Raw genomic sequence first — 26,189 nt, 5'->3', positions numbered from 1 at the left:
AGCGGGCCCCGCAACCCGACGATCTGTCAGCCGTTGTCCGCTTTGTCGCTCGCGTCCCGTACGGACCGTTACGACCACACTGCTGTCCGGAAACATCCCGTGCCGGAAGAGAGACCGATCTCACACCGCGTCACACCCGTGCCGCCACCACCGAGCGCAGCAGCTCCAGGTCGACGAGCTCCAGCGAGGGCAGCACGGTACGGCCGGGGGCGGGCTCGATCGGCGCCACCGACGGCACCGCGATCACCGGGCAGCCGGCCGCCTCCGCGGCCCGCACACCGGTCGGCGCGTCCTCGATCACCACGCAGCGCGCCGGGTCGGCGCCGAGCCGGGCGGCGGCCGCGAGGTAGGGGTCGGGGTGCGGCTTGGTCCGCGGCACCTCGTCGCCGGCCACCGAGAACGCGAAGTGCTCGGCACCGAGGCTGCGCAGCACGATGTCGATGATGTGCCGGTGCGAGGCGGAGACCAGCGCGGCCGGGACGCCGTGCGCGTCGAGGGTGTTGAGCAGCCGCTCGGCCCCCGGCATCAGCGGCACCCCGTCGGCCAGCAGGTCGACGAACCGCTGGTTGATCAGAACGGTCAGCTCCGCGGGGGCGAGCGGGACATCGGTGCGGGCGAGCAGGTAGTCGATCACCCTGGTCATCGGCCCGCCGACCACGTGCGCCCGGTCGGCCTCGTCCAGGACGTGGCCGAACTCCGCGAAGAGCGACCGCTCGGCCTGCCACCAGAAGTCCTCGGTGTCGACCAGCGTGCCGTCCATGTCGAGCAGAACGGCCTGGAGGCCTCCGCCGGTGCCTTCGAGACTCGTGGTGGGGGTCGAGATGGTCGTCATGGCTGTCCTTTCGCCTGGTGGCCGGACATGTCCGGGGATGGCACAGGCCGGCCCGCTGGTGAGCGGACCGGCCCGTTCAGGATCATCAAGAATACGCCCGCCCCGCCGGATCCTGCCGAACGGAGCGCAGCGGACGGGTTACCTCGCGTTGAAGTACTTCGCCTCGGGGTGGTGGATCACGATGGCGTCGGTGGACTGCTCCGGGTGGAGCTGGTACTCCTCGGAGAGCACCACGCCGATCCGCTCGGGCTTCAGCAGCTCGGCGATCTTGGCGCGGTCCTCCAGCTCCGGGCAGGCGCCGTAGCCGAGCGAGAAGCGCGCACCGCGGTACTTGAGGGCGAACATGTCGCGGACGTCCTGCGGGTCCTCGTCGCCGAAGCCCAGCTCGAAGCGGACCCGGGCGTGCCAGAACTCGGCCAGCGCCTCGGCCAGTTGGACGGACAGGCCGTGCAGCTCCAGGTAGTCGCGGTAGGCGTTCGCGGCGAACAGCTCGTTCGCGGCCTCGGAGATCCGGTTGCCCATGGTGACGACCTGCAGGGCCACCACGTCGCGCTCGCCGGACTCCTCCGGGCGGAAGAAGTCCGCCAGGCAGAGCCGGCGCCCCCGGCGCTGCCGCGGGAAGGTGAACCGGGTGCGCTCGGAGCCGTCGTCGTTGAAGACGACGAGGTCGTCGCCCTTGGAGTTGGCCGGGTAGTAGCCGTAGATCACGGCCGGCTCCAGCCAGCCCTCGGTCTGCAGGCGGTCCAGCCACATCCGCAGCCGCGGCCGGCCCTCGGTCTCCACCAGCTCCTCGTACGACGGGCCGTCCCCGCTGCGCGAGGCCTTCAGGCCCCACTGACCCTTGAACAGCGCGTCCTCGTCCAGCCAGGAGGAGTAGTCCGCGAACGGGATGCCCTTGACGATCCGGTCGCCCCAGAACGGCGGGGTCGGCACCCGGTTGTCGACGGACACGTCGGAGCGGACCTGGCCGAGGTCGACCTCCTCGGGCTCCTGCACCTCGACCCGGGCGTGGCGGCGCTGCCGCAGCTCGGGCAGGGCGGCGCCGGGGACGCCGCGCTTGACGGCGACCAGCGCGTCCATCAGCTTCAGGCCCTCGAAGGCGTCCCGGGCGTAGCGGACCTCGCCCTGGTAGATCGCGTGGAGGTCCTGCTCGACGTAGGCCCGGGTGAGGGCGGCGCCGCCGAGGATCACCGGGAAGTCCGCCGCCAGGCCGCGCTGGTTCAGCTCCTCCAGGTTCTCCTTCATGATCACCGTGGACTTCACCAGGAGGCCGGACATGCCGATCACGTCGGCCTTGTGCTCCTGCGCGGCGTCCAGGATCGCCGACACCGGCTGCTTGATGCCGAGGTTGACGACGGTGTAGCCGTTGTTGGACAGGATGATGTCGACCAGGTTCTTGCCGATGTCGTGGACGTCGCCCTTGACGGTGGCCAGCACGATCGTGCCCTTGCCCTCGTCGTCGGACTTCTCCATGTGCGGCTCCAGGTGCGCCACCGCGGTCTTCATCACCTCGGCGGACTGCAGCACGAACGGCAGCTGCATCTGGCCGGAGCCGAACAGCTCGCCGACCACCTTCATCCCGGCCAGCAGCGTGCTGTTGACGATCTCCAGCGCCGGACGGGACGTCAGCGCCTCGTCCAGGTCCGCCTCCAGGCCGTTGCGCTCGCCGTCGATGATCCGCCGCTGCAGCCGCTCCTCCAGCGGCAGCGCCGCCAGCTCCTCCGCCTTCGAGGCACGGGTGGACGACGCGGTGACACCCTCGAACAGCTGCAGCAGCTTCTGCAGCGGGTCGTAGTCCTCCGTGCGCCGGTCGTAGACCAGGTCCAGCGCCACCTCGCGCTGCTCCTCGGGGATGCGCGCGATCGGCACGATCTTCGCCGCGTGCACGATCGCCGAGTCCAGGCCGGCCTCCACGCACTCGTGGAGGAAGACCGAGTTGATGACCACCCGGGCCGCCGGGCTGAGGCCGAAGGAGATGTTGGACAGGCCGAGCGTGGTCTGCACCGCCGGGTGGCGGCGCTTCAGCTCGCGGATCGCCTCGATCGTCTCGATGCCGTCCCGGCGGGACTCCTCCTGTCCCGTGCCCAGCGTGAACGCCAGGCAGTCCACCAGGATCGAGCCCTCGTCGACGCCGTACTCGCCGGTCAGCTGACCGATCAGCCGCTCCGCGATCGCGACCTTCTTGTCCGCGGTGCGCGCCTGGCCCTCCTCGTCGATGGTCAGCGCGATCAGGCCGGCACCGTGCTCGCGCGCCAGCGACGCGATCCGCCCGAACCGGGTCTCGGGGCCGTCGCCGTCCTCGTAGTTCACCGAGTTCAGCACCGCACGGCCGCCCAGCAGCTCCAGACCCGCGCGCAGCACCTCCGGCTCGGTGGAGTCCAGCACGATCGGCAGCGTCGAGGCCGTCGCCAGCCGCCCCGCCACCTCCCGCATGTCCGTCACACCGTCCCGGCCGACGTAGTCCACGCAGAGGTCCAGCAGGTGCGCGCCCTCGCGGATCTGCTCCCGCGCGATCTCCACGCAGGCCTGCCAGTCCTCGGCGAGCATCGCCTCGCGGAACTTCTTCGACCCGTTCGCGTTCGTCCGCTCACCGATCGCCAGGTACGACAGGTCCTGCCGGAACGGCACCGACTGGTACAGCGACGCCGCCGCCGACTCCGGCCGCGGGTCGCGCACCGTCACCGGACGGCCCTGCACCCGCTCCACCACATGCCGCAGGTGCTCCGGCGTCGTCCCGCAGCAGCCGCCCACCAGCGACAGCCCGTACTCCGTCACGAACGTCTCGTGCGCGTCCGCCAGCTCCGCCGGCGAGAGCGGATAGTGCGCGCCGTCCTTGCCGAGGACGGGCAGGCCGGCGTTCGGCATGCAGGAGAGCCCCACCTTGGCGTTCTTCGCCAGGTACCGCAGGTGCTCGCTGTACTGCTCCGGGCCGGTGGCGCAGTTCAGGCCGATGTAGTCGATGCCCAGCGGCTCCAGCGCGGTCAGCGCCGCGCCGATCTCCGAGCCGAGCAGCATGGTGCCGGTCGTCTCGACGGTCACCTGGACGAGCAGTGGCAGGTCGAGCCCGGCCTCCGCCAGCGCCCGCTTCACGCCCAGCACCGCGGCCTTGGTCTGCAGCAGGTCCTGGCTGGTCTCGATCAGCAGCGCGTCCGCACCGCCCGCGATCAGGCCCGCCGCATTGCGCTCGAACCCGTCCCGGAGCAGCTCGAAGGGGGCGTGGCCCAGCGTCGGGAGCTTGGTGCCCGGGCCGATCGAGCCCAGCACCCAGCGGGTGCGGCCGTCGCCGGCCGTGAACGCGTCCGCGACCTCGCGGGCGATCCGCGCGCCCGCCTCCGACAGCTCGAACACCCGCTCCGGGATGTCGTACTCCCCCAGCGCCGCGTGGTTCGCACCGAAGGTGTTCGTCTCCACGCAGTCCACGCCCACCGCGAAGTACGCCTCGTGCACCGACCGGACGATGTCCGGCCGCGTCACGTTCAGCACCTCGTTGCAGCCCTCCAGCTGCTGGAAGTCCTCCATCGACGGGTCCTGCGCCTGGAGCATCGTGCCCATCGCACCGTCCGCCACCACCACCCGGGAGGCGAGGGCCTCGCGCAGGGCGTTCGCGCGGTCTTGCGATGTGGACGAGGGGACGGCTGTGGCCATGGGGCTACTCCCTGGGTGCGACGGCTGTCGGCTATGCGTCCCCATCCGGACAGGGGAGGCACCTCGCCAGGGTATCCGGACACCCGTCCGGGTACGGAACCCGTTCCGCATCCTGGGCGTCTTCTCCACCTGAACGGAGGCGACGGGAGGGGTGTCGGGGTGCGCTTTCGCCGGATCGGTGCCGCCGGCCTGCGGGCCCGGTGGCGCGGCCTGCGGGGCCGGTGGCGCGGCCTGCCCGTTCGGCGGCCCGCGGTGCGGGCCGCCGCCGCCGTCCTGGCGGCAGCCGTGGTGGCGGCCCTGCTGGCGGTGGCCGGCTGCGCCGCCGCCCTGCGCCTGGAGTACGCCGGGGACCCGTCCGCCGAGGCCCGGACGAGGGGGCGGGACGCCGTCTGGCTCGGCCACGCCTGGGTGGACGGCCGCAGGGGCGAGGCCGACCTGACGGCCCTGGCCGCCCGCCTCGACGGCACCGGCGTCCACGACCTGTACGTGCACACCGGGCCGCTGGAGCACGACGGCTCGCTGCGGGCCGGCCTCGCCCCGCGGGCCGCCCGGTTCGTCGCGGACGTCCACCGGCGGCTGCCCGGCATACGGGTGCAGGCCTGGCTCGGCGACGAGGTCGAACCGGAGAAGGACGCACTCGACCTGGACCGCGCGGACGTCCGGGAGCGCGTGGCTGGCTCGGCCCGGCAGACCCTCGCGCTGGGCTTCGACGGCGTGCACCTGGACCTCGAACCCGTCCGGTCCGGCTCCGCGGGGTTCCTCGCGCTGCTCGACGGGGTGCACGCGGTGACCGCCGCCGCCGGGGTGCCGCTCTCGGTCGCCGCCCCGCAGATCGACCCGCTGCCCGGCCTGCACCGGGTGGGCGTCGTCGCCGCCGGCCACGGCAAGTGGTGGTCGCAGGCGTACTTCGGCCGGGTCGCCGCCCGGGTCGAGCAGATCGCCGTGATGACGTACGACACCGCGATGCCCGTCGAGGCGCTGTACGGCGGGTACGTCGCGCAGCAGACCGGGCTGGCGCTGGCCGCCACGCCGGCCGGCGTGGACCTGCTGATCGGCCTGCCCGCCTACCGGGAGGACACCTTCTCCCACCGCGGCTCGGCCGAGACGGTGGCGGCGGCGGTGCGCGGCGCCCGGCTCGCGCTCGGGGGCCGCGACCGGCAGGCGTTCGGCCTCGCCCTGTACGTGGACTACACCGCCACGCCCGCCGACTGGGCGGCGTACCGCGGCGGCTGGTGCGCCTGACGCTCAGCCGTCCAGCGGGACCCGGTGGAGGGCGACCAGCAGCCGCCAGGCGCGGGCCGCCAGGGTGGCCGGGTCGGCGTCGATGAGACCGTGCAGCCAGTCGGCCAGCAGCCCGGTGAAGGCGGCGGCGACCGCGGAGGCCACCGTGTCCGGGTGCGGCGCGCCGGCCCGCAGGCGCTCCGTCCGGCTGCGCTCGCGCAGTTGACGGTGCATCAGGTCGCCGAGTGGTCCGCCGCCGCCGGGCGTGAGCAGGGTGCGGTAGAGCGCGGCGTGCTCGGCTGCCGCCGCGAGGAAGGCGGCGAGTGCGTCGGGCGGCCGCGCCGGGTCGACCGGGCCGCGCCAGTCGTGCAGGGCTTCCACCGCGTCCCGGACGACCTCGCCGCAGGCGTCGACGGCGAGCGCCTGGAGGTCCTCGTAGTGGAGGTAGAAGGTGGCCCGGCCGAGCCCGGCCCGGCGGACCACGGCCGATACGCTCACCTCGGCGAGCTGCCGCTCGCGGCATTCGGCGACCAGGGCCGCCCGCAGCCGCGCCCTGGTGCGCTCGGCGCGCGGGTCGGTCATCCGGCGGCCAGCACGGCGGCGAGGGCGAGGGCGCCGGGCAGCGCCTGGGCGAAGAGGATCCGCCGGTTGGCGGTGGCGGCGCCGTAGAGCCCGGCCACCACCACGCAGGACAGGAAGAACACCTGGGCGTCGTGGCCGACCGGGTCCGCGGCGATCAGGCCCCAGACCAGGCCGGCCGCCAGGAACCCGTTGTAGAGGCCCTGGTTGGCGGCGAGCGGGGCGGTGGTGCGGGCGAGCTCCGCGTCGAAGCCGGAGAGCGACCGCCCTGGGGAGCGCTCCCAGAGGAACATCTCCAGGACCAGGATGTACGCGTGCAGTGCGGCCACCAGGCCGACCAGGACGTTCGCCACCGCTTGCATGATCACTCCGAGTTCGTGGACAACTGTCCAGTAATCATAGACGACTGTCCAGGAACTCCAGCCACACGGCCGTGTCCGACGGCAGGCCGTCCTCCGCCAGCGGACCACTGGCGAGCACCGGCCGCGCCCCCTCAGGCAGCGGCACCGGGGCTTCGCCCAGGTTGACCAGGCAGCCGAAGCCGTCCGCGCGGCGAAAGGCCAGCACGTCCGGCGCGGACGGCAGCCAGCCGAACTCCCCGGTGATCCGCTCCCGGCGGATCCGCAGCGCCGCCCGGTACAGCTCGAGCATCGAGTGCGCGTCGCCGGTCTGCGCCTCCACCGTCAGCGGCGCCCAGTCCGCGGGCTGCGGCAGCCACGGCTCCACGCCCGCGGGTGCGAAGCCGTACGGCGTCTCCCGGCCGGACCAGGGCAGCGGGACCCGGCAGCCGTCCCGGCCGGGGACGGTGCCGCCCGAACGGAAGTGCATCGGGTCCTGCATGCGGTCCAGCGGCAGGTCCTCGACCTCCGGCAGACCGAGCTCCTCGCCCTGGTACAGGTAGAGCGAACCGGGCAGCGCCATCGACAGCAGCGCCGCCGCACGGGCCCGGCGCAGGCCGAGCGCGAGGTCGGTGGGGGTGCCGAACGCCTTGGTGGCGAACTGGAACCGGCTGTCCTCCCGGCCGTACCGGGTGACCGTCCGGGTCACGTCGTGGTTGCACAGCACCCAGGTGGCCGGCGCACCGACCGGGGCGTGCGCGGCGAGCGTGCCGTCGATCGAGGACCGCAGCTCCGCGGCGGCCCAGGGCCGGGCCAGGAAGTCGAAGTTGAACGCGGTGTGCAGCTCGTCCGGGCGCAGGTAACGGGCGAACCGCTCGGTGTCGGGCACCCAGATCTCACCGATCAGGACGCGCGGCTGCTCGTAGGAGTCGGCGATCGCACGCCACGAGCGGTAGATCTCGTGCAGGTCGTCGCGGTCCACGAACGGGTGGACGTCGACGCCGAGTTCGAAGTCCGGCAGGCCCGGCTCCTTGGTGAGCAGGCCGGCCGAGTCGATCCGGACGCCGGCGGCGCCGCGGTCGAACCAGAACCGCAGGATCTCCTCGTGCTCCCGGCGGACCTGCGGGTGGGCCCAGTTGAGGTCGGGCTGCTCGGTCGCGAACAGGTGCAGGTACCACTGCCCGTCCTCGATCCGCGTCCACGGGCAGCCACCGAACTCCGACTGCCAGTCGTTGGGCGGTAGTTCACCGTTCTCGCCGCGGCCCTCGGTGAAGTGGAAGAGGTCGCGCTCGGGGCTGCCGATGCCGGCCGCCAGCGCCGCCCGGAACCACGGGTGCTGGTCCGACACGTGGTTGGGCACGATGTCCACGATGGTGCGGATGCCGAGGTCGGACGCCTCGGCGATCAGCTTCTCGGCCTCCTCCAGCGAGCCGAAGACCGGGTCGATGGCGCGGTAGTCCGCGACGTCGTAGCCGCCGTCCTTGAGCGGCGACGGATACCACGGGTTGAACCAGACGGCTTCGACGCCGAGTTCGGCGAGGTACGGGAGCCGGGTGCGGATTCCCGCCAGGTCACCGGTGCCGTCGCCGTTGCCGTCGGCGAAACTGCGCGGGTAGACCTGGTAGATCGCCGCGTCTCGCCACCAGTCAGGGCGGTCGGGCTGCTGTACCACGGTACGTAGTCCTTTCGGAAAGGGGTGGGCCGTCAGCCCTTGAGCCCGCCGGAAGTGAGGCCGGCCATGATGTTGCGCTGGAAGATCAGGAAGAACACGATCGTCGGCAGCGAGGCGATCGCCAGTGCCGCGATGACGACGTTCTGCGGGACACCGATCGACAGCGAGTTGATCCCGATGTTGAGCGGCTGGTTCCGCGGGTCCGGCTGCACCAGCATCGGCCACAGGAAGTCCTTCCAGACGTTCACCACGGCGAAGATGGACACCACGCCCAGGATCGGCCGGGACATCGGCAGGACGATCGACCACAGAGCCCGCGTCGGCGATGCGCCGTCGATGGCCGCGGCCGCCATCAGCTCCTCCGGAACGGAGTCGAAGAACCGCTTCAGCAGGAAGATGTTGAAGGCGTTCGCCACGGTCGGCAACCAGATCGCCCAGGGGGTGTTGATCAGGTTGACGTGCAGCAGCGGCAGGTCCAGCACGGTGAGGTACTGCGGCACGATCAGCACGGTCGACGGGATCATCAGCGTCGCCAGCATCATGCCGAGGATGGCGTTGCCGAGCACCGGCCGGAGCTTGGACAGCGAGTAGGCCGCCGCCACGTCGAAGACCAGCTGGAAGGCCAGCGCCCCGAAGGCGTAGTACAGCGTGTTGAACAGCAGCCGCCCCATGTTGAGCTTGGACCACGCCTCACTGTACGTGTCGGTGTGGATGTGGGACGGGAAGAAGGTCGGCGGGTTCTGGATGACCTCCTGGGTGGACTTCAGGCCGCCGGTCACCAGCCAGTACAGCGGGCCGAGGAAGACCAGGGTGAAGCCGAGCACCACCAGGGTGAGGACCGTCCAGTACACGGCCTTGCCGAGCGGGCGGCTCAGCTGAGTCTCGGAGATCAGCGTCCGGGTCGAGGTGTCTGCCATGGCGGGCTCCGTCCTAGTCGGTGGTGCGGCTCAGGCGCACGTACAGCGCGGAGAAGCCGGCGAGTACGAGCAGCATGACCAGGCCGAGCGCGGAGGCGCTGCCGTAGTTGTTGAAGCTGAAGGCGTACTGGTAGATGAGGTTGACGACGGTCAGCGTCGAGTTCTGCGGGCCGTTGCCGCCGGTCAGCAGGTAGGGCTCGACGAAGACCTGCATGGTGGCCACGACCTGGAGGAGCAGGAGCAGCGAGAGGATCAGCCGGGTCTGCGGGATGGTGACGTGCCAGATCCTGCGCAGCAGGCTCGCGCCGTCGAGTTCGGCGGCCTCGTACAGCTCGCCGGGGATGCCCTGCAGGGCGGCGAGGTAGATCAGGGTGGCGCCGCCCATGTTCATCCAGGTGGCCGCGATGACGACCGAGAGCATGGCCATGTCCGGCGAGTTGAGCCAGGCCGAGGTCGGCAGGTGCAGCGCGTGCAGCACGTTGTTGAACAGGCCGTAGCTGGGGTTGTAGAAGTACTTGAAGAGCAGGACCGAGGCCACCGGCGGCATCATCACCGGCAGGTAGACCAGCACCCGCAGGTAGGACTTGGCGTGGCGGAGCTCGTTCAGCAGCACGGCGACGGCGAACGGGACGGCGAAGCCGAGCACCAGGGCGAGCACCGTGAACAGCAGGGTGTTGCGCCACGCGTGCCAGAAGTCGGGGTCCTGGAAGATGCGGTCCAGGTTGTCCATGCCGACCCAGGTGGTCTTGCCGCGCTTGGTCTTCTGGAAGCTCATGATGACTTCTCGGACCATCGGCCACCACGAGAAGCACGCGAAGCAGAGCAGGGCACCGAGCAGGAAGCCATGGCCGGTGAGATGCCTGCGGAGGCGCTGACGGAGGGCGGCGCGGCCCTGGGAGGGGTTTTCCTGCGCCGGTGGCTCGGTCTTCCGTCGGGCGGAGACACTGATCGCTGCCATGGGGAGTACTCCTGGTCGGTCGGACGGTGTGGCTCGGGCGTGCGTGGGGGCCGGCCCGCCGGCCGGCCCCCACGGGCCGTTACTGGAGGTTCGCCAGCACCTGGTTGACCTGGCTCTCGGCGTCCGAGAGCAGCTTGTCGACGTTGGCGTTCTTGTCCGTCAGGACGGAGGAGACGGCGTTGTCCAGGACCTTGTAGATCTGCTGGGCGTTGGCGGGCTCGGTCTTGCCGGGCACCTGGACGGCCAGGTACGGGGCGTAGTTGGCGACCGGGACGGTGGCGCTGGCGGCCTTGGCCTTGTTGTCGGCGTCCAGGGTGGCGCCGCCGAAGAAGAACGGCTGCGGCAGACCCACCGGGAGGCCGTCGGCCTTGGTGCGGGCGTAGTCGAACTGGCCCTTGCCCATGGTCAGGTACTTGAAGTTGATCCAGGCGATGCCGGCCTTGATCTGGTCCGGGGTCGAACCCTTCTTGAACATGTAGTCGGCGCCGCCGAGCAGGGCCGCCTTCTGGCCGGGCATCGGGCCCATGCCGTAGTCCTCGTAGCTGCCCTTGAGGGTCTGCACCATGTAGGTGATGTCGTCCGGGGCGCCGATGTACATGCCGAGCTTGTTGGTCGACATCTGGGTCATCAGGTCGGGCCACTTGAGGCTCTGGGTGGCGCCCATGGTGTTGTCGGTCCAGCGCATGTCCTTCAGGTTCTGCAGGACCTGCTTGCCCTCGGGCGTGTTGAAGGCGGCCTTCTTGCCGTCCTCGGTGGTCATCGAGCCGCCCAGGCCGTACAGCTCGGCGGTGTAGTGCCAGCCGCCCTGGTTGGTGGCGCTGTAGTCGCCGTAGCCGTTGACGCCGTTGCCGAGCGCGGCGATCTTCTTGGCGTCCTCGCGGATCTCGGCCCAGGTCGTCGGCGGCTTCTCGGGGTCGAGGCCGGCCTGCTTGAAGAGCTTGCGGTTGTACAGCAGGCCCATCTTGTAGTTGGTGGTGGGCAGGCCGTACAGCTTGCCGTCCGACTTCAGGGTGGCCATGACCGAGGGGTCGATGTCCTTGAGGGCCGGCACCGTCTGGTCGTTGACGTAGGCGGAGATGTCCTCGGCCTGGTCGGCGTCCAGGACCTGGCTCAGGTCGGTGAAGTAGGTGTAGAAGGCGTCCGGCTGGGTCTTGCCCTTGAGCTGGGCGGTGAAAGCGGCCGGGTCCTCGCAGGGCGAGGCGTCCTTGGCATTGATCGTGACGTTCGGGTACTGCTTGTTGAACGCCGCGATGTCGTCCGCCCACTCCTTGCGCTCGGCAGGCTTGGTGGTCGGCGGCTGACAGTCGATGCTGATGGTGACCTTGGTGTTCGGGTCGAGCGCGGCGCCGGCGGACGCCTTGCCGGAGTCTCCGGAGTTGCCCGAGCTGCTGCTGCCGGACGACGAGCAGGCGGCCGCGGTGAGCGCGAGACCCGCAGCGGCGGCGAGGGCGACGGTTCTGCGGAGGAGCCGGTCTCTGTTCATTCGGGTGGACCCTTTCAAGCACGGTGGGCTGCGCCGGGGCGCGGGAGAGCCCGTGGGATTTCCGGTGGGGGTCGCCCCTGGAGCCGTCCGGGGGCGGGGAACGTGCGAGGCCGAGTCGCGGACACTGCCTCTCTGGCTGCAGCGCCGGCTGGTGTCGACTACTTAACCAGTCTCGACAGATGTCCACAAGATGTCGACGAGATTTCGCAAAAACTCGACTCATCCTTGCTGTGCCCGCATGGCTGCGCCGACGCCCCGGGCGCCCGGCTGGCCTGCGGAACGACCCCGGAGGCCCGTGGCGGGCCCCTGGTGGGCCGCTGCGGGGCCCGCCCGGCCGGTGCACCCGGGGTGGCCTGGAAACCGGCCCCTGCAGGGCGGTTGGGCCGATTCGGCGACCGCGGGGCCGTGTCCCGACCGTGTCCTGACCGACTCCCGGCCGTGTCCGCCGCGCGGCCCGGCAACGACTGTCAAGAACACCGCAAGCGGCCCCGGAGAACGCCGAAGCAGGACGAGCCCCGAGGGCCCGCCCTGCTTCGTTTGCGCGATCGTTACGGGTTGACGGTGATGTGGAACGTGGACGTGGTGTTCTGGATGTCCTTGTAGTTGTTGCTCAGCGTCAGGTGGTTGAAGGTGACCGAGCCGACCGCCGGGCCCTGGCCCGCCTCGGGCATCTCGTTGGCCCAGATTCCGTAGCCGGACTTGGCGTCGAAGGCGTCACCGCTCTTCTGCGCCCCGGTGATGGAGATGTTGGTGAAGACGGTGTCCGTGACCGGGTTCTGCGGCTGGCCGCCGGAGTAGTTGGTCTGGAACATGATGCCGCTGTACGTCGGGTCGGTGATGTCGACGTCGCTCACCCGGATGCCCTGGAACACCTTGGAGGCCGAGAAGACCCAGATCGCCGGGAAGACCTGCGAGCCCCAGAAGTGGCCGCCGCCGCGGACGATCGAGATGTTCTGCAGGTCGGTGGTCGGCGAGGCGCCGAAGCCGTTCATCGCGTAGCCGAAGTCCAGCGACGAGATGGTGATGCCCGAGTAGCAGAGGGTGTCCGCGATGTAGATGTTGCGGAAGGTGTTGGCGTAGCCGCCGTACACCGCGATGCCGGCCGCGCGCCAGGTCAGCAGCGCGGTGAGGTTCTGGAACACGTTGTTCTTCTCGTCGGCGCCGCCGGCGTCGATCGCGGAGAACAGCGCGAACGAGTCGTCGCCGGTGGCCCGGGCCTCGTTGTTGGAGACCAGGTTGTCCGTGGAGCCGTTGGTCATGTTGATGCCGTCGGCGAAGGTGTCACGGATCCGCGAGTTGGTGATCGTCATGCTGTCGGTGTTGGCACCCCAGTACATGCAGACCATGTGCTCGACCCAGATGTTGTCGATGGTGTCGTTCGCGACGTTCGCGAAGTCGAACACCTTGCCCGGGCCGTCGATGCGCGAGGTGTAGTTGCCGAAGTAGGCGAACCCGGAGAAGGTCGAGCCGTTGGCGGTCGAGTCCGCGCGGAAGCCCACGTCGGTGTTGCTCTGGTCCTGCGGCGCGTAGAAGCGGGTGAACCACGGGCCGGCGCCGACGATCTTGATCGCCTTGCCGTAGACCTGGAACTTGTTCGCGGTCTGGTAGTCGCCCGGGGGCAGGTAGACGCCGACCAGGGTGCCGGTGGTGTCCATCCGGACCTTGTCGAGAGCGGCCTGCACGTCACCCTGCGCGAAGCCGGTCGGCACCACGTACTTGGCCGGGTCCGGGTTGGCGATCTGGGTGGCCTGCTCCAGGCTCACGAAGTCGATCGCGTACTGGCTGGTGTTGGACGAGTCCTTCTGAAGCCTGATCTTGTGGCCGGCCGGCACGTTGGTGCCGAGCAGGAGGTTGGCCTCGTCGTAGATGTGCCGCTGGCCGCCCGAGCTCGGCGAGTTGCCGGGCGCGGTCTCGCTGCCGTACAGCCAGGCGTACTTGGACGACAGGTTGATGGCCTTGAGGAAGGTGCCGTCGACGTAGACGTCGAGGGTGGCACTGGTGCCGTCACCCGCGGCCGAGTCCGGGATGGAGAACCGGGTCACGAGCGAGTCGGTCGGCGCCTTGGTGGTGAACTCCACCGAGGAGCCGGTCGAGTTGAGCGTCACGGCCTTGCGGCCGGAGGCCTCGCCGGCGATGTCGCCGATCGTCCGGTTCGGGCCGACCACGGCCGCCCCGCCGGCCAGCACGCCGTCCTCGGCCTCGTACGTGTCGTACGGCATGTTGGCGCCGCGGCCGATGTACAGCGACTGGTTGGTGGTGTTGTTGGCCTGCTTGACCGGCAGTTCGTTGCTGTCGGTCGCGATGACCGTCTTCACCGTGTACTTGCCGTTGACCGCCGTCCAGCTGCCCAGCGACACCGGGGAGGTGGTGGCGCCCGGGGCGATGGCGCCGCTGTACGAGCCGGTCAGCGTCTTCACGACACTGCCGGTCGTCGCGTCGGTGACCGTCAGGGTGACGCCGTGGCTGCCGGAGGCGGCCGCCGAGGTGCCCTGGTTCTTGATGGCCACCGAGAAGTTGACCGCGTTGCCGGCGGCCGGGTTGGACGGCGACCAGGCCACCGGGGAGGCCACCAGGTCGGAGCTCGCCACCTGGGCGACGACCAGGGCGGACGGGCTCGTCCAGGTGTTGTTGGTCTCGTCCTGCTCGATGACCGCATTGGCCTCGTCGACCTTGGCGGAGAGCTGGTAGCTGCCCGCGTTCTGCGCCGGGACGCCGGCCGTCACGGTGCTGGAGGCACCGGCCGCGAGGGCGCCCACCTGGGCGGTGCCGACCTTGGTCGAGCCCAGGTACAGGTTGACCGAGGTGGCCGCGGCGGCCGCGGTGCCCTGGTTCTTCACCGTGGTGGAGAGGGTCAGGTTGTCGGTCTCGACCGGGTTGGCGGGCGACACCGTGGTGCCGGTGACGGTGAGGTCCGGGTTGGGCGCCGGGGTGCCGACCACCTGGAACTCGGCCACCTGGCCCGCACCGGAACCGGTGTTGCTGGTGATCTTCAGCTGGACGTCGGCGACCCGGGCGGAGACCGGGATGGTGACGGTGTTGCCGGAGGCCGGGTCGAAGGTGTACGCCTTCGCGGCCACCAGGCTGGTGAAGGTCGAGCTGCTCTGCTCGCGGCCCAGCACCTCGATGGTCTGGGTGCGGGCGCCCCAGGCGGAGGCCGGGTTCAGCTTCACGACCACCGAGCCGGTGTCGGCGTTCGAGCCGAGCGCCACCGTGAGGGTGTTCGGGTAGCTGCCGCCCGCGCCCTCCCAGTAGGTGGTGGTGTCGTTGTCGTTGGCGTTGGCCGCCACGAAGGTGTAGATCGACGAGTTGGCCGTGATCGGCTTGCCCGCCGCCAGGTTGGTGCCGGTGCCGCCGGTCTGGCCGGTGCGGATGACCGTGTTGCTGGTGTCCGACTGGTTGCCGGCCGCGTCCTTGGCCTTGACGTAGTACGAGACGGTGGCGGTGTCCGCCTGGCTGTCGGTGTACGTCAGCACACCGGCGCCGACGCTCGCCCGCAGCGATCCGTTGGCGTACACGTCGTAGCCGGTGACGCCGACGTTGTCGCTCGACGCGCCCCAGGTCAGCTTGATCTGGCCGGAGGCCGGCTGGGTGTACGCCAGCGAGGCCGGGGCACTGGGCGCCTGGGTGTCACCGGTGGCACCGGTGCGGGTCACCGTGTTGCTCGCGGTGGACTGGTTGCCCGCGGCGTCCTTCGCCTTGACGTAGTACGAGACGGTGGCCCCGTCCGCCTGGCTGTCGGTGTAGGTCAGCACGTTGCCGGCGACGCTGGTCAGCAGGCTGCCGTTGGCGTAGATGTCGTAGCCGGTGACGCCGACGTTGTCGGTCGCCGCGTTCCAGGTCAGCTTGATCTGGCCGGAGCCCGGCTGGGTGTACGCCAGCGAGGCCGGGGCACTGGGTGCCTGGGTGTCGCCGGTGGCGGGGCCGTAGACCTCGAACTCGGAGAGCTGCGCGGCCGACCACTGGCTGTTCGCGGTGAAGTTGAGGCGCACGTACCGGGCGGTCGCGGTGCTCACGTTGACGGTGACCGAGTTCCCGGTCGCCGGGTCGAACTGGTAGCCGGCGGAGGCGACCAGGTCGGTGAAGTTCGTGCCGTCGGTGGAGCTCTGCACCTTCAGGGTCTCGGTGCGGGACTCCCAGCCGGCGGGCAGCTTCAGGACCAGCTTGTTGAACGGGACCGCGGAGCCGAGGTCGGCCTGGAGCCACTGCGGGAAGGCGTTGTTGGCGCTCTCCCAGTAGCTGCCGGCGTTGCCGTCGGCCGCGTTGCCCGCCGTGTAGGGCGAGTTGGCGCTGCTCGCGGTGACCGAGCGGACGAGGTTGGAGGAGGCGCTGGTCGCCCCGTACACCTCGAGCTCGGAGACCTGGGCGGCCGGCCAGCCGGAGTTGGCGGTCACGTTGACGCGCACGTAACGCGTGCTGGTGGCGGCGAAGTTGAGCTTGACCGTGTTGCCGGAGCCCGGGTCGAACGAGTAGCCCGTGGAACCCAGGATGGTGGAGAAGTTCGAGCCGTCGGTCGAGCCCTGCAGGCTGAGCGTCTCGTTGCGGGAGCCCCAGCCGGCCGGGAGCTTCAGCACGACCTGGTCGATCGCGGTGGCGGAGCCCAGGTCGACCTGGACCCACTGCGGCAGCGCGTTGTTGGTGGACTCCCAGTAGGTGTCCTGGCTGCCGTCGTTGACGAGCGCGACCGCCTGGGCGCCGGTGGCGCTGCTCGCGGTCACGGTCCTGCCGGCCGCGAGGTTCGGACCGCCGGCGGCGTGGGCCGGGACGACCGGCCCGACCACCATCAGCAACAGCCCGGTCGCGACCGTCGCGGCGCTCAGCCGCGGCAGTGTACGCGTGGTTCTCATGACGTCCCTCTGTCTCATCGGTTCATGACGGTGCGCGGCGAGGTGTCCCCCGGCTCCGCCGCGCGCACCCCGCAGGGGTGCGCCGGGGCGTGGGACGGCCCCGGCTCGGACCGCCGGAGTGTGGCGGCGGCCCGAATCCTTCGGCGGCGTGGGCCGACTAGCGGGTGGAGCTCCGGGGGACCGGGGTCGCGGCGGTCCACCGCGTCGACCGGATCCGAGTGGTGACGGTCTGTCGGCGCTGCGCGGTGGGGGGCACGACGGCCGGGCCCGCGCCGGGTGCGGCGGGGGCTGCGGGGAGGTGCGGGCTGCGCGGGTGTCCCATCCCTGGTCCTGCCTCTGTGGGGGAAGTTGCAGTGGGATTGAGCGGAAGGCATCGCGAAAATGACGTTGATCTGTCGAGCATTTGCGCGATGGCAGCCAAGAGTTACAGAGGTGCTACAAGCATGTCAACGGATGGTGCCGAAGGTGGGCATACGAAAAGGGCGGGCACCGAAGTGCCCGCCCTCAGCCGAAGGGTCGTCAGAAGTCCGCGGTCAGCCCCGCGCGCGTGCCGGGGCCGTCGACCCCCGCACCACCAGCTCCGGCTCGAACAGCAGCTCGTCGTGGGTCACCTTGACCCCGGCGATCTCGCCCACCAGCAGCTCCACCGCGGCTCGCCCCATCGCCTCGATGGGCTGGCGCACGGTGGTCAGCGGCGGATCGGTGCACATCATGAACGAGGAGTCGTCGTAGCCGATCACCGACACGTCGTCCGGCACCGAGAGCCCGGCCCGCCGCACCGCGCGCACCGCGCCGAGCGCCAGCGGGTCGCTCGCGCAGACCACGCCGGTGACGCCCTGCCGCAGCAGCCGGGTGGTGGCCGCCTGCCCGCCCTCCAGGCTGAACAGCGCGCGCTCCACGTGGATGTCGGGCAGCTCCAGGCCGACCCGGCCGAGCGCGGCGCGGGCCGCGGCCAGCTTGCGCTGGGACGGCACGTGATCCGCCGGGCCGAGCACCAGACCGATCTTGCTGTGGCCGAGTTGCCGCAGGTGGGAGACGGCCTGCTCGACCGCGACCGCGTCGTCGCAGGAGACCCGCGGGAAGTCGAGGTCCTCGATGGCGCCGTTCAGCAGCACCGTCGGGAGACTGCGCTCGGCGAGCCGGTCGTAGTGCTCGTGCGGGGCGTCGCCCTGGGCGTACAGGCCGCCGAAGAACACCACGCCGGAGACGTGCTGCTCCAGCAGCAGGTCGACGTAGTCCGCCTCGGAGACGCCGCCCGCGGTCTGGGTGCACAGCACCGGGGTGAAGCCCTGGCCGGCCAGCGCGCCGCTGACCACCTCGGCGAAGGCCGGGAAGATCGGGTTCTGCAGCTCGGGCAGGACGAGTCCGACCAGCCGGGCCCGCTCCCCGCGCAGCTGGGTGGGCCGCTCGTAGCCGAGGACGTCGAGCGCGGTGAGCACAGCCGCGCGGGTCGCCTCGGAGACGCCGGGCTTCTCGTTCAGCACTCGGCTGACGGTGGCCTCGCTCACCCCGACCTTCTTGGCCACCTCGGCAAGTCGTCGTGTCATGGGTGCGAGTGTACGGCAAAAAACGCAAACCGCTTGCGTGAATTTGCAGAGCAAGCCGCTCTCTCGTTCCGTGCGCGAACGGCTACGATGCGTGACGATCCGTCCCCGCTCCGACCGGAGATACGACCGTGCGCTCCCCCTGATCGCCGCCCTGACCGCCGCCCCGCTGCTGATCGCCGCGGCCCCAGCCCAGGCCGCCCCCGGGCCCGTCCGGTACGCCGCCCTCGGCGACTCCTTCGCCGCCGGCGCGGGCGCCGGCCAGTACGACCCGGCGAGCGGCGCCTGCCACCGCTCCGCCCGCTCCTACCCGCAGTTGTGGAGCTCCGCGCACGGGCCCGCCGACTTCCTGTTCGCCGCGTGCAGCGGTGCGCTCACCGCGGACGTGCTGCGCGACCAGGTGCCGCGGGTGCCGGCCGACGCCGGCCTGGTCACCCTCACCATCGGCGGCAACGACCTGGCCTTCGGCGACGCGGCCGTGGCGTGCCTCCAGCCCTTCACCACCGACGGCCACTGCGACCGGGCGCTGGACGAGTCGGAGCGGCGGCTGCGCGAGGAACTGCCCGACCGGCTCGCCACGCTGTACCGGGCGCTGGACGCGCAGGCCCCGGCCGCCCGGGTGGTGGTCACCGGCTACCCGCACCTGCTCGGCGCGGGCGCGTCCTGCCCGGTCGCGCCGGAGCCGCGCCGGGCGCGCTTCAACGCCCTCACCGACCGCCTGGACGACCTGATCGAGGCTCAGGCCGCCAAGCAGGGGTTCCACTATGCCGACGTCAGGGCGGCGTTCGACGGCCACGAGGCGTGCAAGGGGGCGGCCGGCGAGTGGATCCACCCGGTCACGCTGCCGCTCTGGGAGTCGTTCCATCCGAAGGCCGAGGGGCAGGTCGGCGGCTACCTGCCGAGCGTGTCCGACGCCGCGCTCGGATAGGCTTCGCACTCCGGCCTGGGAAGGCATCAAAGCCCGTAGGCTGGGCAGGTAGGACCGTGGAACAGGGCGTTCCACGCGAGGTTCGACAGGCCGGCAGCCGGCCACCGGTCCGCGGACCGGGAGGGGGCGGCACCGGTCGACGGAGGGAGACGCTGGGTGATCGAGCTGGAGGACGTCCCCGAGTTGATCGACCCGGTGATGATCTGCGCCTTCGAGGGGTGGAACGACGCCGGCGACGCCGCCTCCGCGGCCGTCGGCCACCTGGACGAGACGTGGGGCGGCAAGGTCTTCGCCGCCCTCGACGCCGAGGACTACTACGACTTCCAGGTCAACCGCCCCACCGTCTGGCTCGACGGCGGGGTGCGCCGGATCACCTGGCCGACCACCCGCCTGTCGGTGGTCCGGGTGAACGAGCCGAAGACCCGGGACCTGGTCCTCGTCCGGGGGATCGAGCCGAGCATGCGCTGGCGCTCGTACTGCAACGAACTGCTCGGATTCGCGCACGAACTCGGCGTGGAACTGGTGGTGATCCTCGGCGCGCTGCTCGGGGACACCCCGCACAGCCGGCCGGTACCGGTCAGCGGGGTCACCTCGGACGCGGCCCTCGCCCGCTCCCTCGACCTGGAGGAGAGCAAGTACGAGGGCCCGACCGGGATCGTCGGCGTGCTCCAGGAGGCGTGCGCGCACGCCGGGGTGCCGGCCGTGACGCTGTGGGCCGCGGTGCCGCACTACGTGGCACAGCCGCCCAACCCCAAGGCCACCCTGGCGCTGATCAACAAGCTGGAGGACCTGCTGGACCTGCGGATCCCGCCGGGCGAGCTCGGCGAGGACTCCCGGGCCTGGCAGCTCGGGGTGGACCAGCTGGCCGCCGAGGACAGCGAGGTGGCCGAGTACGTCCAGCAGCTGGAGGAGGCCCAGGACACCGCGGAGCTCCCGGAGGCGTCCGGCGACGCGATCGCGCGCGAGTTCGAGCGCTACCTGCGGCGCCGGGAGAACCTCGGCCCGACCGGCGAGAAGCCGGTCACCGGCGGCCACGCCACCGAGCGGCCGGAGTCCCGGCCCGACGAGGAGGAGAAGGCCGAGGACGGCGAGGACCCCAAGGACGCCGGGGACGCCGGGGACGCCGAAAAGGACGGGGACGGGGACGGCGGCGCCGAGGAGTAGCGCGCGCACGGAGGGCGTTCCCTGGGGGCTAGTTGACAGCCCGCCAGGCTGTTGCAAGCCGGTGACATCCGACGCACTGTTCGGGGACGTTCGACTGACAGAGTCCTCCCATCGCACGGACGAGGGTCGACCGGGGGGATCCCGGGCACGCACACCGCTCACGGCGTCCAACCGTCACACCACACTCCGGGGAACTCCTCATGTCCGCTCGTGCCCGCCGTCACGCCGCCGCCGCACTCGTCTCCGCCCTCACCGTCGGGAGCACGCTGCTGCTGTCCGCCTGCGACCCGCAGGCCGCCACCGGGGTGGCCGCCGGCAATGCCGCACCGGCCACCGCCGCGAAGCCGTCGGACGCGGCCTCCTCGGCCGCTCCCGCGCTGTCCGGCGCCACCGCTTCCGCCACGCCGTCCGCGCCGCCGAGCCCCACCGCTCCGGTCACCGCGTCCGCCGCCGGCCGGACCACCGCACCTGCCCGGAACGGCGCCGTTCAGGGCCTCACCATCAGCAACGGGACCAACCTGGTCCTGATGAACGGCACCAGCGTCGACTTCCACACCGCGGTCCGCGACCTGGCCTGGTCCCCCGACGGCGGCCGGGCAGCCTTCATCGACGGCGCCGGCGACCTGTCGGTGTCCCGTGCCGACGGCAGCCACCGCGTCGTAGTCGCGCGCAACCCCGGGGGCAGACCTGGTCCCACCCCACCTGGCAGGTCGACGCTGCCGACCCCGTCGGCCTCCCGGCGAAGAACAACATCCTCTTCACCGTCGGACAGGGCACCGGCGCCCGGCTGGTCGGTGTGCCCGCGACCGCCATCGGGGCCACGCCGAAGCCCCTGTCGCTGAAAACCTTCTCCGACGACAACGCGAAGCCGCTGCCGACCACCGGGAACGTCTGGATCAGCGGCGGCGGCATGCAGCACGGCAGCACCGTCTACGCCAACACCACCGACCACGAGGTCTACATCCGCGACGACTACATGCGCCAGCAGGGCGCCGCGATCGCCACCGGCTCCGAGCCGGCGCTCTCCCGGGACGGCGACGAGGTGGTCTTCGTGCGCTCCGTCGCGGGCCACGACCACCTCTTCGTGCAGGATGTGCACAAGGAGAACCCGGTCGCCCGGGACCTCACCCCGCACGCGACCACGGACTACACCGAGCCGGCCTGGTCGCCGGACGGCCGGACGATCGCGGCCCGCACCACCGCCGGCGTGGTCACGCTGCCGGTGGACGGTTCGTCCGCGCCCGTGCTGGTGGTCGCCGGCCCCGGTATGCCCGCCTACCGGCACTGACCGGCACGCCGCTCGCACCGTGGGGCGGCACAGCGACGGCCGGGCACGTCACCGTGCCCGGCCGTCCTGTTCCGTCAGAACCTCAGGTGGTGGTCACAGCGCCACGCCGAGGAGGGCGTCGACCGTCCGGGAGACCAGGCCGGGGGCGCCGATGTCGTCGCCCCCGGCCGCGTTCTGCGCGGCGGCCCAGCGGTCGACCGCGGCGAGCGCGGCCGGTGCGTCCAGGTCGTCGGCGAGTGCCGCACGGACCTCGGCGAGCATGCCCTCGGCGCGCGTCCCGTCCGGGCGGGAGACGGCGGCGCGCCACAGCGCGAGGCGCTCCTGGGCCTGCGCGAGGTCGCGCTCCGTCCACTCCCAGTCGGCCCGGTAGTGGTGCGCCAGCAGGGCCAGCCGGATCGCCGCCGGGTCGACGCCCTCGCGGCGCAGGGCCGACACGAAGACCAGGTTGCCGCGGGACTTGGACATCTTGTGCCCGTCCAGGGCGACCATCCCGGCGTGCACGTACGCCTGCGCGTACGGGTGCTCGCCGGTGGCGACCTGGGCGTGCGCGGCGCCCATCTCGTGGTGCGGGAAGGACAGGTCGCTGCCGCCGCCCTGGATGTCGAAGGACATCCCGAGGAACTGCAGGGCGATCGCCACGCACTCGATGTGCCAGCCGGGCCGGCCGTGGCCGAGCTCGGTGTCCCAGGCGGGCTCGCCCGGCCGGGCGGAGAGCCACAGCAGGGCATCCAGCGGGTGCTTCTTGCCGGGGCGCTGCGGGTCGCCGCCGCGCTCGGCGAAGACCGGCATCATCGCGTCGCGGTCGAGGCCGGAGACCTCGCCGAAGTGCGGGTCGGCGTCGACCGAGAAGTAGATGTCGCCGTCCAGCTCGTAGGCGGCGCCGCTCGCCAGCAGCTTCTTCACCAGCGGGACGATCCACGGGATGGACTCGACGGCGCCGATGTAGTGCGCCGGCGGGAGCATCCGCAGGGCCGTCATGTCCTCGCGGAAGAGCGCGGTCTCACGCTCGGCGAGGGCCGTCCAGTCCTGGCCGGTGGCGACGGCCCGCTCCAGCAGCGGGTCGTCGACGTCGGTGACGTTCTGGACGTAGAGGACGTCGTGACCGGCGTCCTTCCAGACCCGCTGCACCAGATCGAAGGTGTTGTAGGTGGCGGCGTGGCCCAGGTGGGTGGCGTCGTACGGGGTGATGCCGCAGACGTAGAGGCGGGCGGTCGGGCCCTGGGGCACGACCTCCCGGACACTGCTCGTGGCTGTGTCGAAGATACGAAGGGGGAGCCCCTGACCAGGCAGGGCGGGAACCTCGGAGGCGGGCCAGGCATGCATGGTTCCGACTTTAACCTTGCGATCATTTGAAAGGCTAACCAGTCGGCCGGATCGGCCGGAAACCTCCCCGTGCCGGGACGCCCCGGCCGCCGCCGCACCGTGGTCCGCTCAGAGCGGCGGCCAGGGGATCGACGGCCAGTCGGGGGACGGCAGCGGATGGCGTCCGGCGGCCAGCAGCGCGGCCACCCGGGCCCCGGTGGCGGCCAGTTCGGCCGGGGTGAGGTGCGGGGCCAGCCGCTCCCCCAGCGGCCCGGCGAGGTCGCCGGCCAGCCGGCCGAGCACCTCGCGGGCGTCCTCGGGCAGCGGCCGTTCGGCCCAGCCCCACAGCAGGGTGCGCAGTTTGTCCTCGACGTTGAAGGTGACGCCGTGGTCGATGCCGTAGAGCCGGCCGTCGGCGGCCGGTATCCAGTGCCCGCCCTTTCGGTCGGCGTTGTTGATCACCGCGTCGAGGACGGCGAGGCGGCGCAGCCGTCCGTCGTCGCGGTGGACGAGGAGCGCGGTGCGGCCGCCCTCGATCTCGGCGCGGACGATCGGCAGCCAGCCGGCCGCGGGGCCGGCCGGGTCCTGGAGGTCGAGCAGTTCCGGGGCGTCCGGATCGGGCTCGACCCAGAGCTGGACCATGCCGGGGCCGTGCGGCCCGTCCCGCAGCACGGTGGGCGGGATCAGCGCCCACCCGGTGGCGGCGGAGACCTCGTAGGCGGCGACCTCGCGGCCGGCCAGGTTGCCGTCCGGGAAGTCCCACAGCGGCCGCTCGCCGGCGACCGGCTTGTAGACGCAGGGCGCGGTGACGCCGTCCAGCTCGGCGGTGCAGTAGAGCACCGCGTTGGAGGCGTCGGTGAGACGGCCGTGCACGGTGAGCGTGCCCTCGCGCAGCAGGCCGAGGGCGGCGGGGACATCGGCCGCCAGCGCGGCGCTGGTGGCCGGGTCGGTGCCGGGGACGGTGTCCGCGGCCTGGTCCTCGCTCAGCGTCGGTACCCGTTCGCGCGCGGGCACAGGTGGCCCTCCGGGTCGAGCGGCAGGTTGCAGAACGGGCAGGGCCGGCGGCCGGCGGCCACCAGGTCGAGGGCGCGCTTGGCGAAGACCCGGGCCATCGGGCCGGTCAGCCGCACCCGCAGCATGTCGGGGCCGTTCTCGTCCTCGTCGTCGAAGACCGCCGCCTCCTCGCCCTCGGCGTCCTCGACCACGGCCTGCGCCTCGACGACGAGGCGCTCGTCGACGCCGTCCCAGGCGAGGGCCATGGTGCCGACCCGGAACTCCTGCTCCAGCGGGAGGTCCAGCGGGGCGCTGTCGAGCAGCTCGGCGGGGGCGACGGCGGGGATCGCGACGGAGCCGGAGCTGCGCCGCAGGGCCTCGTCGAGCACCTCGTCGACCCGCTCGGCGAGCGCGGCCACCTGGGCCTTCTCCAGCAGCACGCTGGTGATCCGGCCGCGGGCGCTGGCCTGCAGGTAGAAGGCCCGCGATCCGGGCTGGCCGACGGTACCGGCCACGAACCGCTCGGGCTGGTCGTAGAAGAAGACCTGACGGGGCACTCTCTCGCTCCGGATGGTTTCGGACGGGGGCTCACCGGCCACCCTACGACGTGCGCCGCAGCCGTGCGGCGACAGGTGTCAGCTCGCGCCGCCGACCATCGCGTCGCCGGCGGGCACCGGGTGCGGGGCGGCCTTGGGGGCGAGCGAGGCCAGGGCGCCGGTGTCGCCGAGGCGCAGCAGGAACGGGCGGTGCGGGGTGTAGCGGATCGCGGTGACCGAGCAGGGCTCGACGGAGATCCGCTGGAAGTGGTCGAGGTGCAGGCCGAGCGCGTCGGCGACGACCGCCTTCACCACGTCGCCGTGGGTGCAGGCGATCCAGACGGCGTCCTCGCCGTGCTCGGCGGCGATCCGGGCGTTCCAGTCGCGGACGGCGTCGACGGTGCGGTGGCTCAGCTCGCGCAGCGACTCGCCGCCGGGGAAGGCGGCGGCCGAGGCGTGGTCCTGCACCGTCCGCCAGAGCGGCTCCTCGGCGAGCTCGCGCAGCGGACGGCCCGTCCAGTCGCCGTAGTGGCACTCGCCGAGGCGCTCGTCCACGGCCGGCTCCCCGAGTTCGGGGCGCTCGGCGAGCAGCGGGGCCAGGGTCTGCCGGCAGCGCTCCAGCGGGCTGCTGACGGCCCGGGCCAGCGGAATGCCGTCGAGCCGGCCGGGGAGCGCCTTCGCCTGGCCGCGTCCGGTGTCGTCGAGGTCCACGCCGGGTGTCCAGCCGGCCAGGACCCCGGCGGTGTTGGCGGTCGATCGGCCGTGGCGGACGAGCAGCAGCGTGGGCATGGCGCCCAGCCTACGGCCTCGCACCACCCCCGCGGCGGCCCGGATCCGGCCCGGCCGGCCCGGCGCGGGCGCGGTGCCCATCGGGTGTGCTTTCGGCGGAGGTGGCGCGGGCCGCCCGCCGGGCAGGCGAGAATGTCCGGCATGATCGTCGATTGTGCCGTCTACCGGGACGGGCAGCGCACCGAGGGCCCGGCCGACTTCTCGGACGCCCTGGACGCCGCCCGCGCCGACGGGGACGCCTTCGTGTGGATCGGGCTCCATGAACCGACGTCCGAGGAACTCGACCTGGTCGCCTCCGAGTTCGGCCTGCACCCGCTGGCCGTCGAGGATGCGCTGACCGCCGCGCACCAGCGGCCGAAGCTGGAGGTGTACCCGGAGTCGCTCTTCACGGTGGTGAAGACCGCCGGGTACCACGCGGCCGAGCGGGCGGTCGAGGTGGGCGAGGTGCTGGTCTTCATCGGCGACGCGTTCGCGATCACCGTCAGGCACGGGGCGGTGAGCCCGCTGGCCTCGCTGCGCAAGGACCTGGAGGCCCAGCCCGACCTGCTGCGCCACGGCCCGGCGGCGGTGCTCTACGGGGTCTGCGACCGGGTGGTGGACGACTACCTGGATCTCGCCGCCACGCTCCAGGGGGACCTGGACGAGCTGGAGGCCGAGGTGTTCGCCCCTGGGCGCTCGCGCGGCGTCGCCGAGCGGATCTACGGCTTCAAGCGCCAGGTGGTGGCGTTCCGCCGGGGCACGGCGCCGCTCCAGGAGCCGGCGACCCGGCTGGTGCGGGCCGACGTGCCGTACGTGCAGGAGGGGCTGCGCCCCTACCTGCGGGACGTGCTGGACCACCTGACGAAGGTGAACGAGCTGGTCGACGGCCTCGACCGGCTGCTGTCCGACATCCTCAGCGCCAACCTGGCGCAGGTCAGCGTGCAGCAGAACGACGACATGCGGAAGATCTCCGCGTGGGCGGCACTGGCGGCCGTGCCGACGCTGATCGCCGGCATCTACGGCATGAACTTCGACCACATGCCGGAGCTGCACGAGGTCTGGGGCTACCCGGCGGCGGTGGCTCTGATGGTGGGGGTCTGTGCCGTGCTGCACCGGTTCTTCAAGCGGGCCGGCTGGCTCTGAGACGCCGCGGGCGGCCCGGGCGCGCCGGGGCTTG

20 protein-coding genes are annotated in these 26,189 nt (G+C 71.8%); 6 read left to right on the top strand and 14 right to left on the bottom strand.

Going from position 1 to position 26,189, the window contains the following annotated elements; translation table 11 throughout:
• Positions 1-130 precede the first annotated feature (130 nt).
• The gene (locus tag ABEB13_RS32380; protein WP_100887545.1) at positions 131-832 is read right to left on the bottom strand and encodes an HAD family hydrolase; all 702 of its coding nucleotides are present in this window, start codon (positions 830-832) and stop codon (positions 131-133) included.
• A 138-nt stretch (positions 833-970) separates the two neighbouring features.
• Entirely contained in the window at positions 971-4,477 is a 3,507-nt protein-coding gene (metH, locus tag ABEB13_RS32375) for a methionine synthase (RefSeq protein WP_345708321.1), read from the bottom strand.
• 159 nt (positions 4,478-4,636) lie between these two features.
• Here metH and ABEB13_RS32370 point away from each other — a divergent pair, with 159 nt between their 5' ends.
• Positions 4,637-5,719, top strand: a complete 1,083-nt coding sequence (locus ABEB13_RS32370) for a hypothetical protein (protein ID WP_345708320.1) — start codon at positions 4,637-4,639, stop codon at positions 5,717-5,719.
• A gap of 3 nt (positions 5,720-5,722) precedes the next feature.
• Here the strand turns inward: ABEB13_RS32370 and ABEB13_RS32365 are convergent, their stop codons facing one another.
• From ABEB13_RS32365 to ABEB13_RS32330, 8 genes are all read right to left on the bottom strand, one after another.
• Positions 5,723-6,280, bottom strand: a complete 558-nt coding sequence (locus tag ABEB13_RS32365; RefSeq protein WP_345708319.1) for a TetR/AcrR family transcriptional regulator — start codon at positions 6,278-6,280, stop codon at positions 5,723-5,725.
• The gene (locus ABEB13_RS32360) at positions 6,277-6,639 is read right to left on the bottom strand and encodes a DUF1304 domain-containing protein (RefSeq protein ID WP_345708318.1); all 363 of its coding nucleotides are present in this window, start codon (positions 6,637-6,639) and stop codon (positions 6,277-6,279) included. The genes ABEB13_RS32365 and ABEB13_RS32360 overlap by 4 nt, the downstream gene beginning before the upstream one ends.
• 34 nt (positions 6,640-6,673) lie before the next feature.
• Positions 6,674-8,287: a glycoside hydrolase family 13 protein gene (locus tag ABEB13_RS32355; protein WP_345708317.1), complete on the bottom strand. Its 1,614-nt coding sequence runs from the start codon at positions 8,285-8,287 to the stop codon at positions 6,674-6,676.
• A gap of 32 nt (positions 8,288-8,319) precedes the next feature.
• On the bottom strand, positions 8,320-9,204 hold the full coding sequence (locus ABEB13_RS32350) for a carbohydrate ABC transporter permease (RefSeq protein ID WP_345708316.1): 885 nt from the start codon (positions 9,202-9,204) through the stop codon (positions 8,320-8,322).
• A gap of 13 nt (positions 9,205-9,217) precedes the next feature.
• Positions 9,218-10,162 carry a carbohydrate ABC transporter permease gene (locus ABEB13_RS32345; protein ID WP_345708315.1) on the bottom strand — a complete coding sequence of 315 codons (945 nt, stop codon included), beginning with the start codon at positions 10,160-10,162 and terminating at the stop codon, positions 9,218-9,220.
• A gap of 79 nt (positions 10,163-10,241) precedes the next feature.
• Positions 10,242-11,645 carry an extracellular solute-binding protein gene (locus tag ABEB13_RS32340; RefSeq protein WP_345708314.1) on the bottom strand — a complete coding sequence of 468 codons (1,404 nt, stop codon included), beginning with the start codon at positions 11,643-11,645 and terminating at the stop codon, positions 10,242-10,244.
• A gap of 548 nt (positions 11,646-12,193) precedes the next feature.
• Complete coding sequence (locus ABEB13_RS32335) at positions 12,194-16,489, bottom strand: discoidin domain-containing protein (protein WP_345708313.1); 4,296 nt, start codon at positions 16,487-16,489, stop codon at positions 12,194-12,196.
• 533 nt (positions 16,490-17,022) lie between these two features.
• Entirely contained in the window at positions 17,023-18,036 is a 1,014-nt protein-coding gene (locus ABEB13_RS32330; RefSeq protein ID WP_100887553.1) for a LacI family DNA-binding transcriptional regulator, read from the bottom strand.
• A 91-nt stretch (positions 18,037-18,127) separates the two neighbouring features.
• On the opposite strand from ABEB13_RS32330, the gene ABEB13_RS32325 reads away from it, so the two are divergent.
• From ABEB13_RS32325 to ABEB13_RS32310, 4 genes are all read left to right on the top strand, one after another.
• Positions 18,128-18,961 carry an SGNH/GDSL hydrolase family protein gene (locus ABEB13_RS32325; protein WP_345708312.1) on the top strand — a complete coding sequence of 278 codons (834 nt, stop codon included), beginning with the start codon at positions 18,128-18,130 and terminating at the stop codon, positions 18,959-18,961.
• A 156-nt stretch (positions 18,962-19,117) separates the two neighbouring features.
• Complete coding sequence (locus tag ABEB13_RS32320; RefSeq protein ID WP_345708311.1) at positions 19,118-20,125, top strand: PAC2 family protein; 1,008 nt, start codon at positions 19,118-19,120, stop codon at positions 20,123-20,125.
• A 200-nt stretch (positions 20,126-20,325) separates the two neighbouring features.
• The gene (locus ABEB13_RS32315; RefSeq protein WP_345708310.1) at positions 20,326-20,967 is read left to right on the top strand and encodes a hypothetical protein; all 642 of its coding nucleotides are present in this window, start codon (positions 20,326-20,328) and stop codon (positions 20,965-20,967) included.
• Complete coding sequence (locus ABEB13_RS32310; protein ID WP_345708309.1) at positions 20,922-21,413, top strand: TolB family protein; 492 nt, start codon at positions 20,922-20,924, stop codon at positions 21,411-21,413. The genes ABEB13_RS32315 and ABEB13_RS32310 overlap by 46 nt, the downstream gene beginning before the upstream one ends.
• Positions 21,414-21,506: 93 nt before the next feature.
• On the opposite strand, the gene mshC is transcribed toward ABEB13_RS32310, so the two are convergent.
• The 4 genes from mshC to ABEB13_RS32290 all read right to left on the bottom strand — a co-directional run bounded on the left by mshC (position 21,507) and on the right by ABEB13_RS32290 (position 25,033).
• The gene (gene mshC, locus ABEB13_RS32305; protein ID WP_345708308.1) at positions 21,507-22,736 is read right to left on the bottom strand and encodes a cysteine--1-D-myo-inosityl 2-amino-2-deoxy-alpha-D-glucopyranoside ligase; all 1,230 of its coding nucleotides are present in this window, start codon (positions 22,734-22,736) and stop codon (positions 21,507-21,509) included.
• A 108-nt stretch (positions 22,737-22,844) separates the two neighbouring features.
• Positions 22,845-23,642, bottom strand: a complete 798-nt coding sequence (locus ABEB13_RS32300; RefSeq protein ID WP_345709899.1) for an SCO1664 family protein — start codon at positions 23,640-23,642, stop codon at positions 22,845-22,847.
• 56 nt (positions 23,643-23,698) lie between these two features.
• Positions 23,699-24,265 carry a DUF3090 domain-containing protein gene (locus tag ABEB13_RS32295; protein WP_345708307.1) on the bottom strand — a complete coding sequence of 189 codons (567 nt, stop codon included), beginning with the start codon at positions 24,263-24,265 and terminating at the stop codon, positions 23,699-23,701.
• A gap of 78 nt (positions 24,266-24,343) precedes the next feature.
• Positions 24,344-25,033: a histidine phosphatase family protein gene (locus ABEB13_RS32290; RefSeq protein WP_345708306.1), complete on the bottom strand. Its 690-nt coding sequence runs from the start codon at positions 25,031-25,033 to the stop codon at positions 24,344-24,346.
• 132 nt (positions 25,034-25,165) lie between these two features.
• Here ABEB13_RS32290 and ABEB13_RS32285 point away from each other — a divergent pair, with 132 nt between their 5' ends.
• A complete protein-coding gene (locus ABEB13_RS32285) occupies positions 25,166-26,155 on the top strand; it encodes a magnesium and cobalt transport protein CorA (protein WP_345708305.1) in 990 nt (329 codons plus the stop codon).
• Positions 26,156-26,189 lie beyond the last annotated feature (34 nt).

Origin of the sequence: Kitasatospora paranensis (assembly GCF_039544005.1) — a bacterium.
Lineage (GTDB): Bacteria > Actinomycetota > Actinomycetes > Streptomycetales > Streptomycetaceae > Kitasatospora > Kitasatospora paranensis.
Note: the sequence above shows the minus strand (reverse complement) of the source record. Positions and strands in the feature narration are given on the sequence as shown.

Coding starts and splice junctions, on each gene's coding strand:
- ABEB13_RS32380 (WP_100887545.1), bottom strand. CDS start 832: ATGACGACCATCTCGACCCCCACCACGAGTCTCGAAGGCACCGGCGGA.
- metH (WP_345708321.1), bottom strand. CDS start 4,477: ATGGCCACAGCCGTCCCCTCGTCCACATCGCAAGACCGCGCGAACGCC.
- ABEB13_RS32365 (WP_345708319.1), bottom strand. CDS start 6,280: ATGACCGACCCGCGCGCCGAGCGCACCAGGGCGCGGCTGCGGGCGGCC.
- ABEB13_RS32360 (WP_345708318.1), bottom strand. CDS start 6,639: ATGCAAGCGGTGGCGAACGTCCTGGTCGGCCTGGTGGCCGCACTGCAC.
- ABEB13_RS32350 (WP_345708316.1), bottom strand. CDS start 9,204: ATGGCAGACACCTCGACCCGGACGCTGATCTCCGAGACTCAGCTGAGC.
- ABEB13_RS32345 (WP_345708315.1), bottom strand. CDS start 10,162: ATGGCAGCGATCAGTGTCTCCGCCCGACGGAAGACCGAGCCACCGGCG.
- ABEB13_RS32340 (WP_345708314.1), bottom strand. CDS start 11,645: ATGAACAGAGACCGGCTCCTCCGCAGAACCGTCGCCCTCGCCGCCGCT.
- ABEB13_RS32335 (WP_345708313.1), bottom strand. CDS start 16,489: ATGAGAACCACGCGTACACTGCCGCGGCTGAGCGCCGCGACGGTCGCG.
- ABEB13_RS32330 (WP_100887553.1), bottom strand. CDS start 18,036: ATGACACGACGACTTGCCGAGGTGGCCAAGAAGGTCGGGGTGAGCGAG.
- ABEB13_RS32315 (WP_345708310.1), top strand. CDS start 20,326: ATGTCCGCTCGTGCCCGCCGTCACGCCGCCGCCGCACTCGTCTCCGCC.
- mshC (WP_345708308.1), bottom strand. CDS start 22,736: ATGCATGCCTGGCCCGCCTCCGAGGTTCCCGCCCTGCCTGGTCAGGGG.
- ABEB13_RS32290 (WP_345708306.1), bottom strand. CDS start 25,033: ATGCCCACGCTGCTGCTCGTCCGCCACGGCCGATCGACCGCCAACACC.
- ABEB13_RS32285 (WP_345708305.1), top strand. CDS start 25,166: ATGTCCGGCATGATCGTCGATTGTGCCGTCTACCGGGACGGGCAGCGC.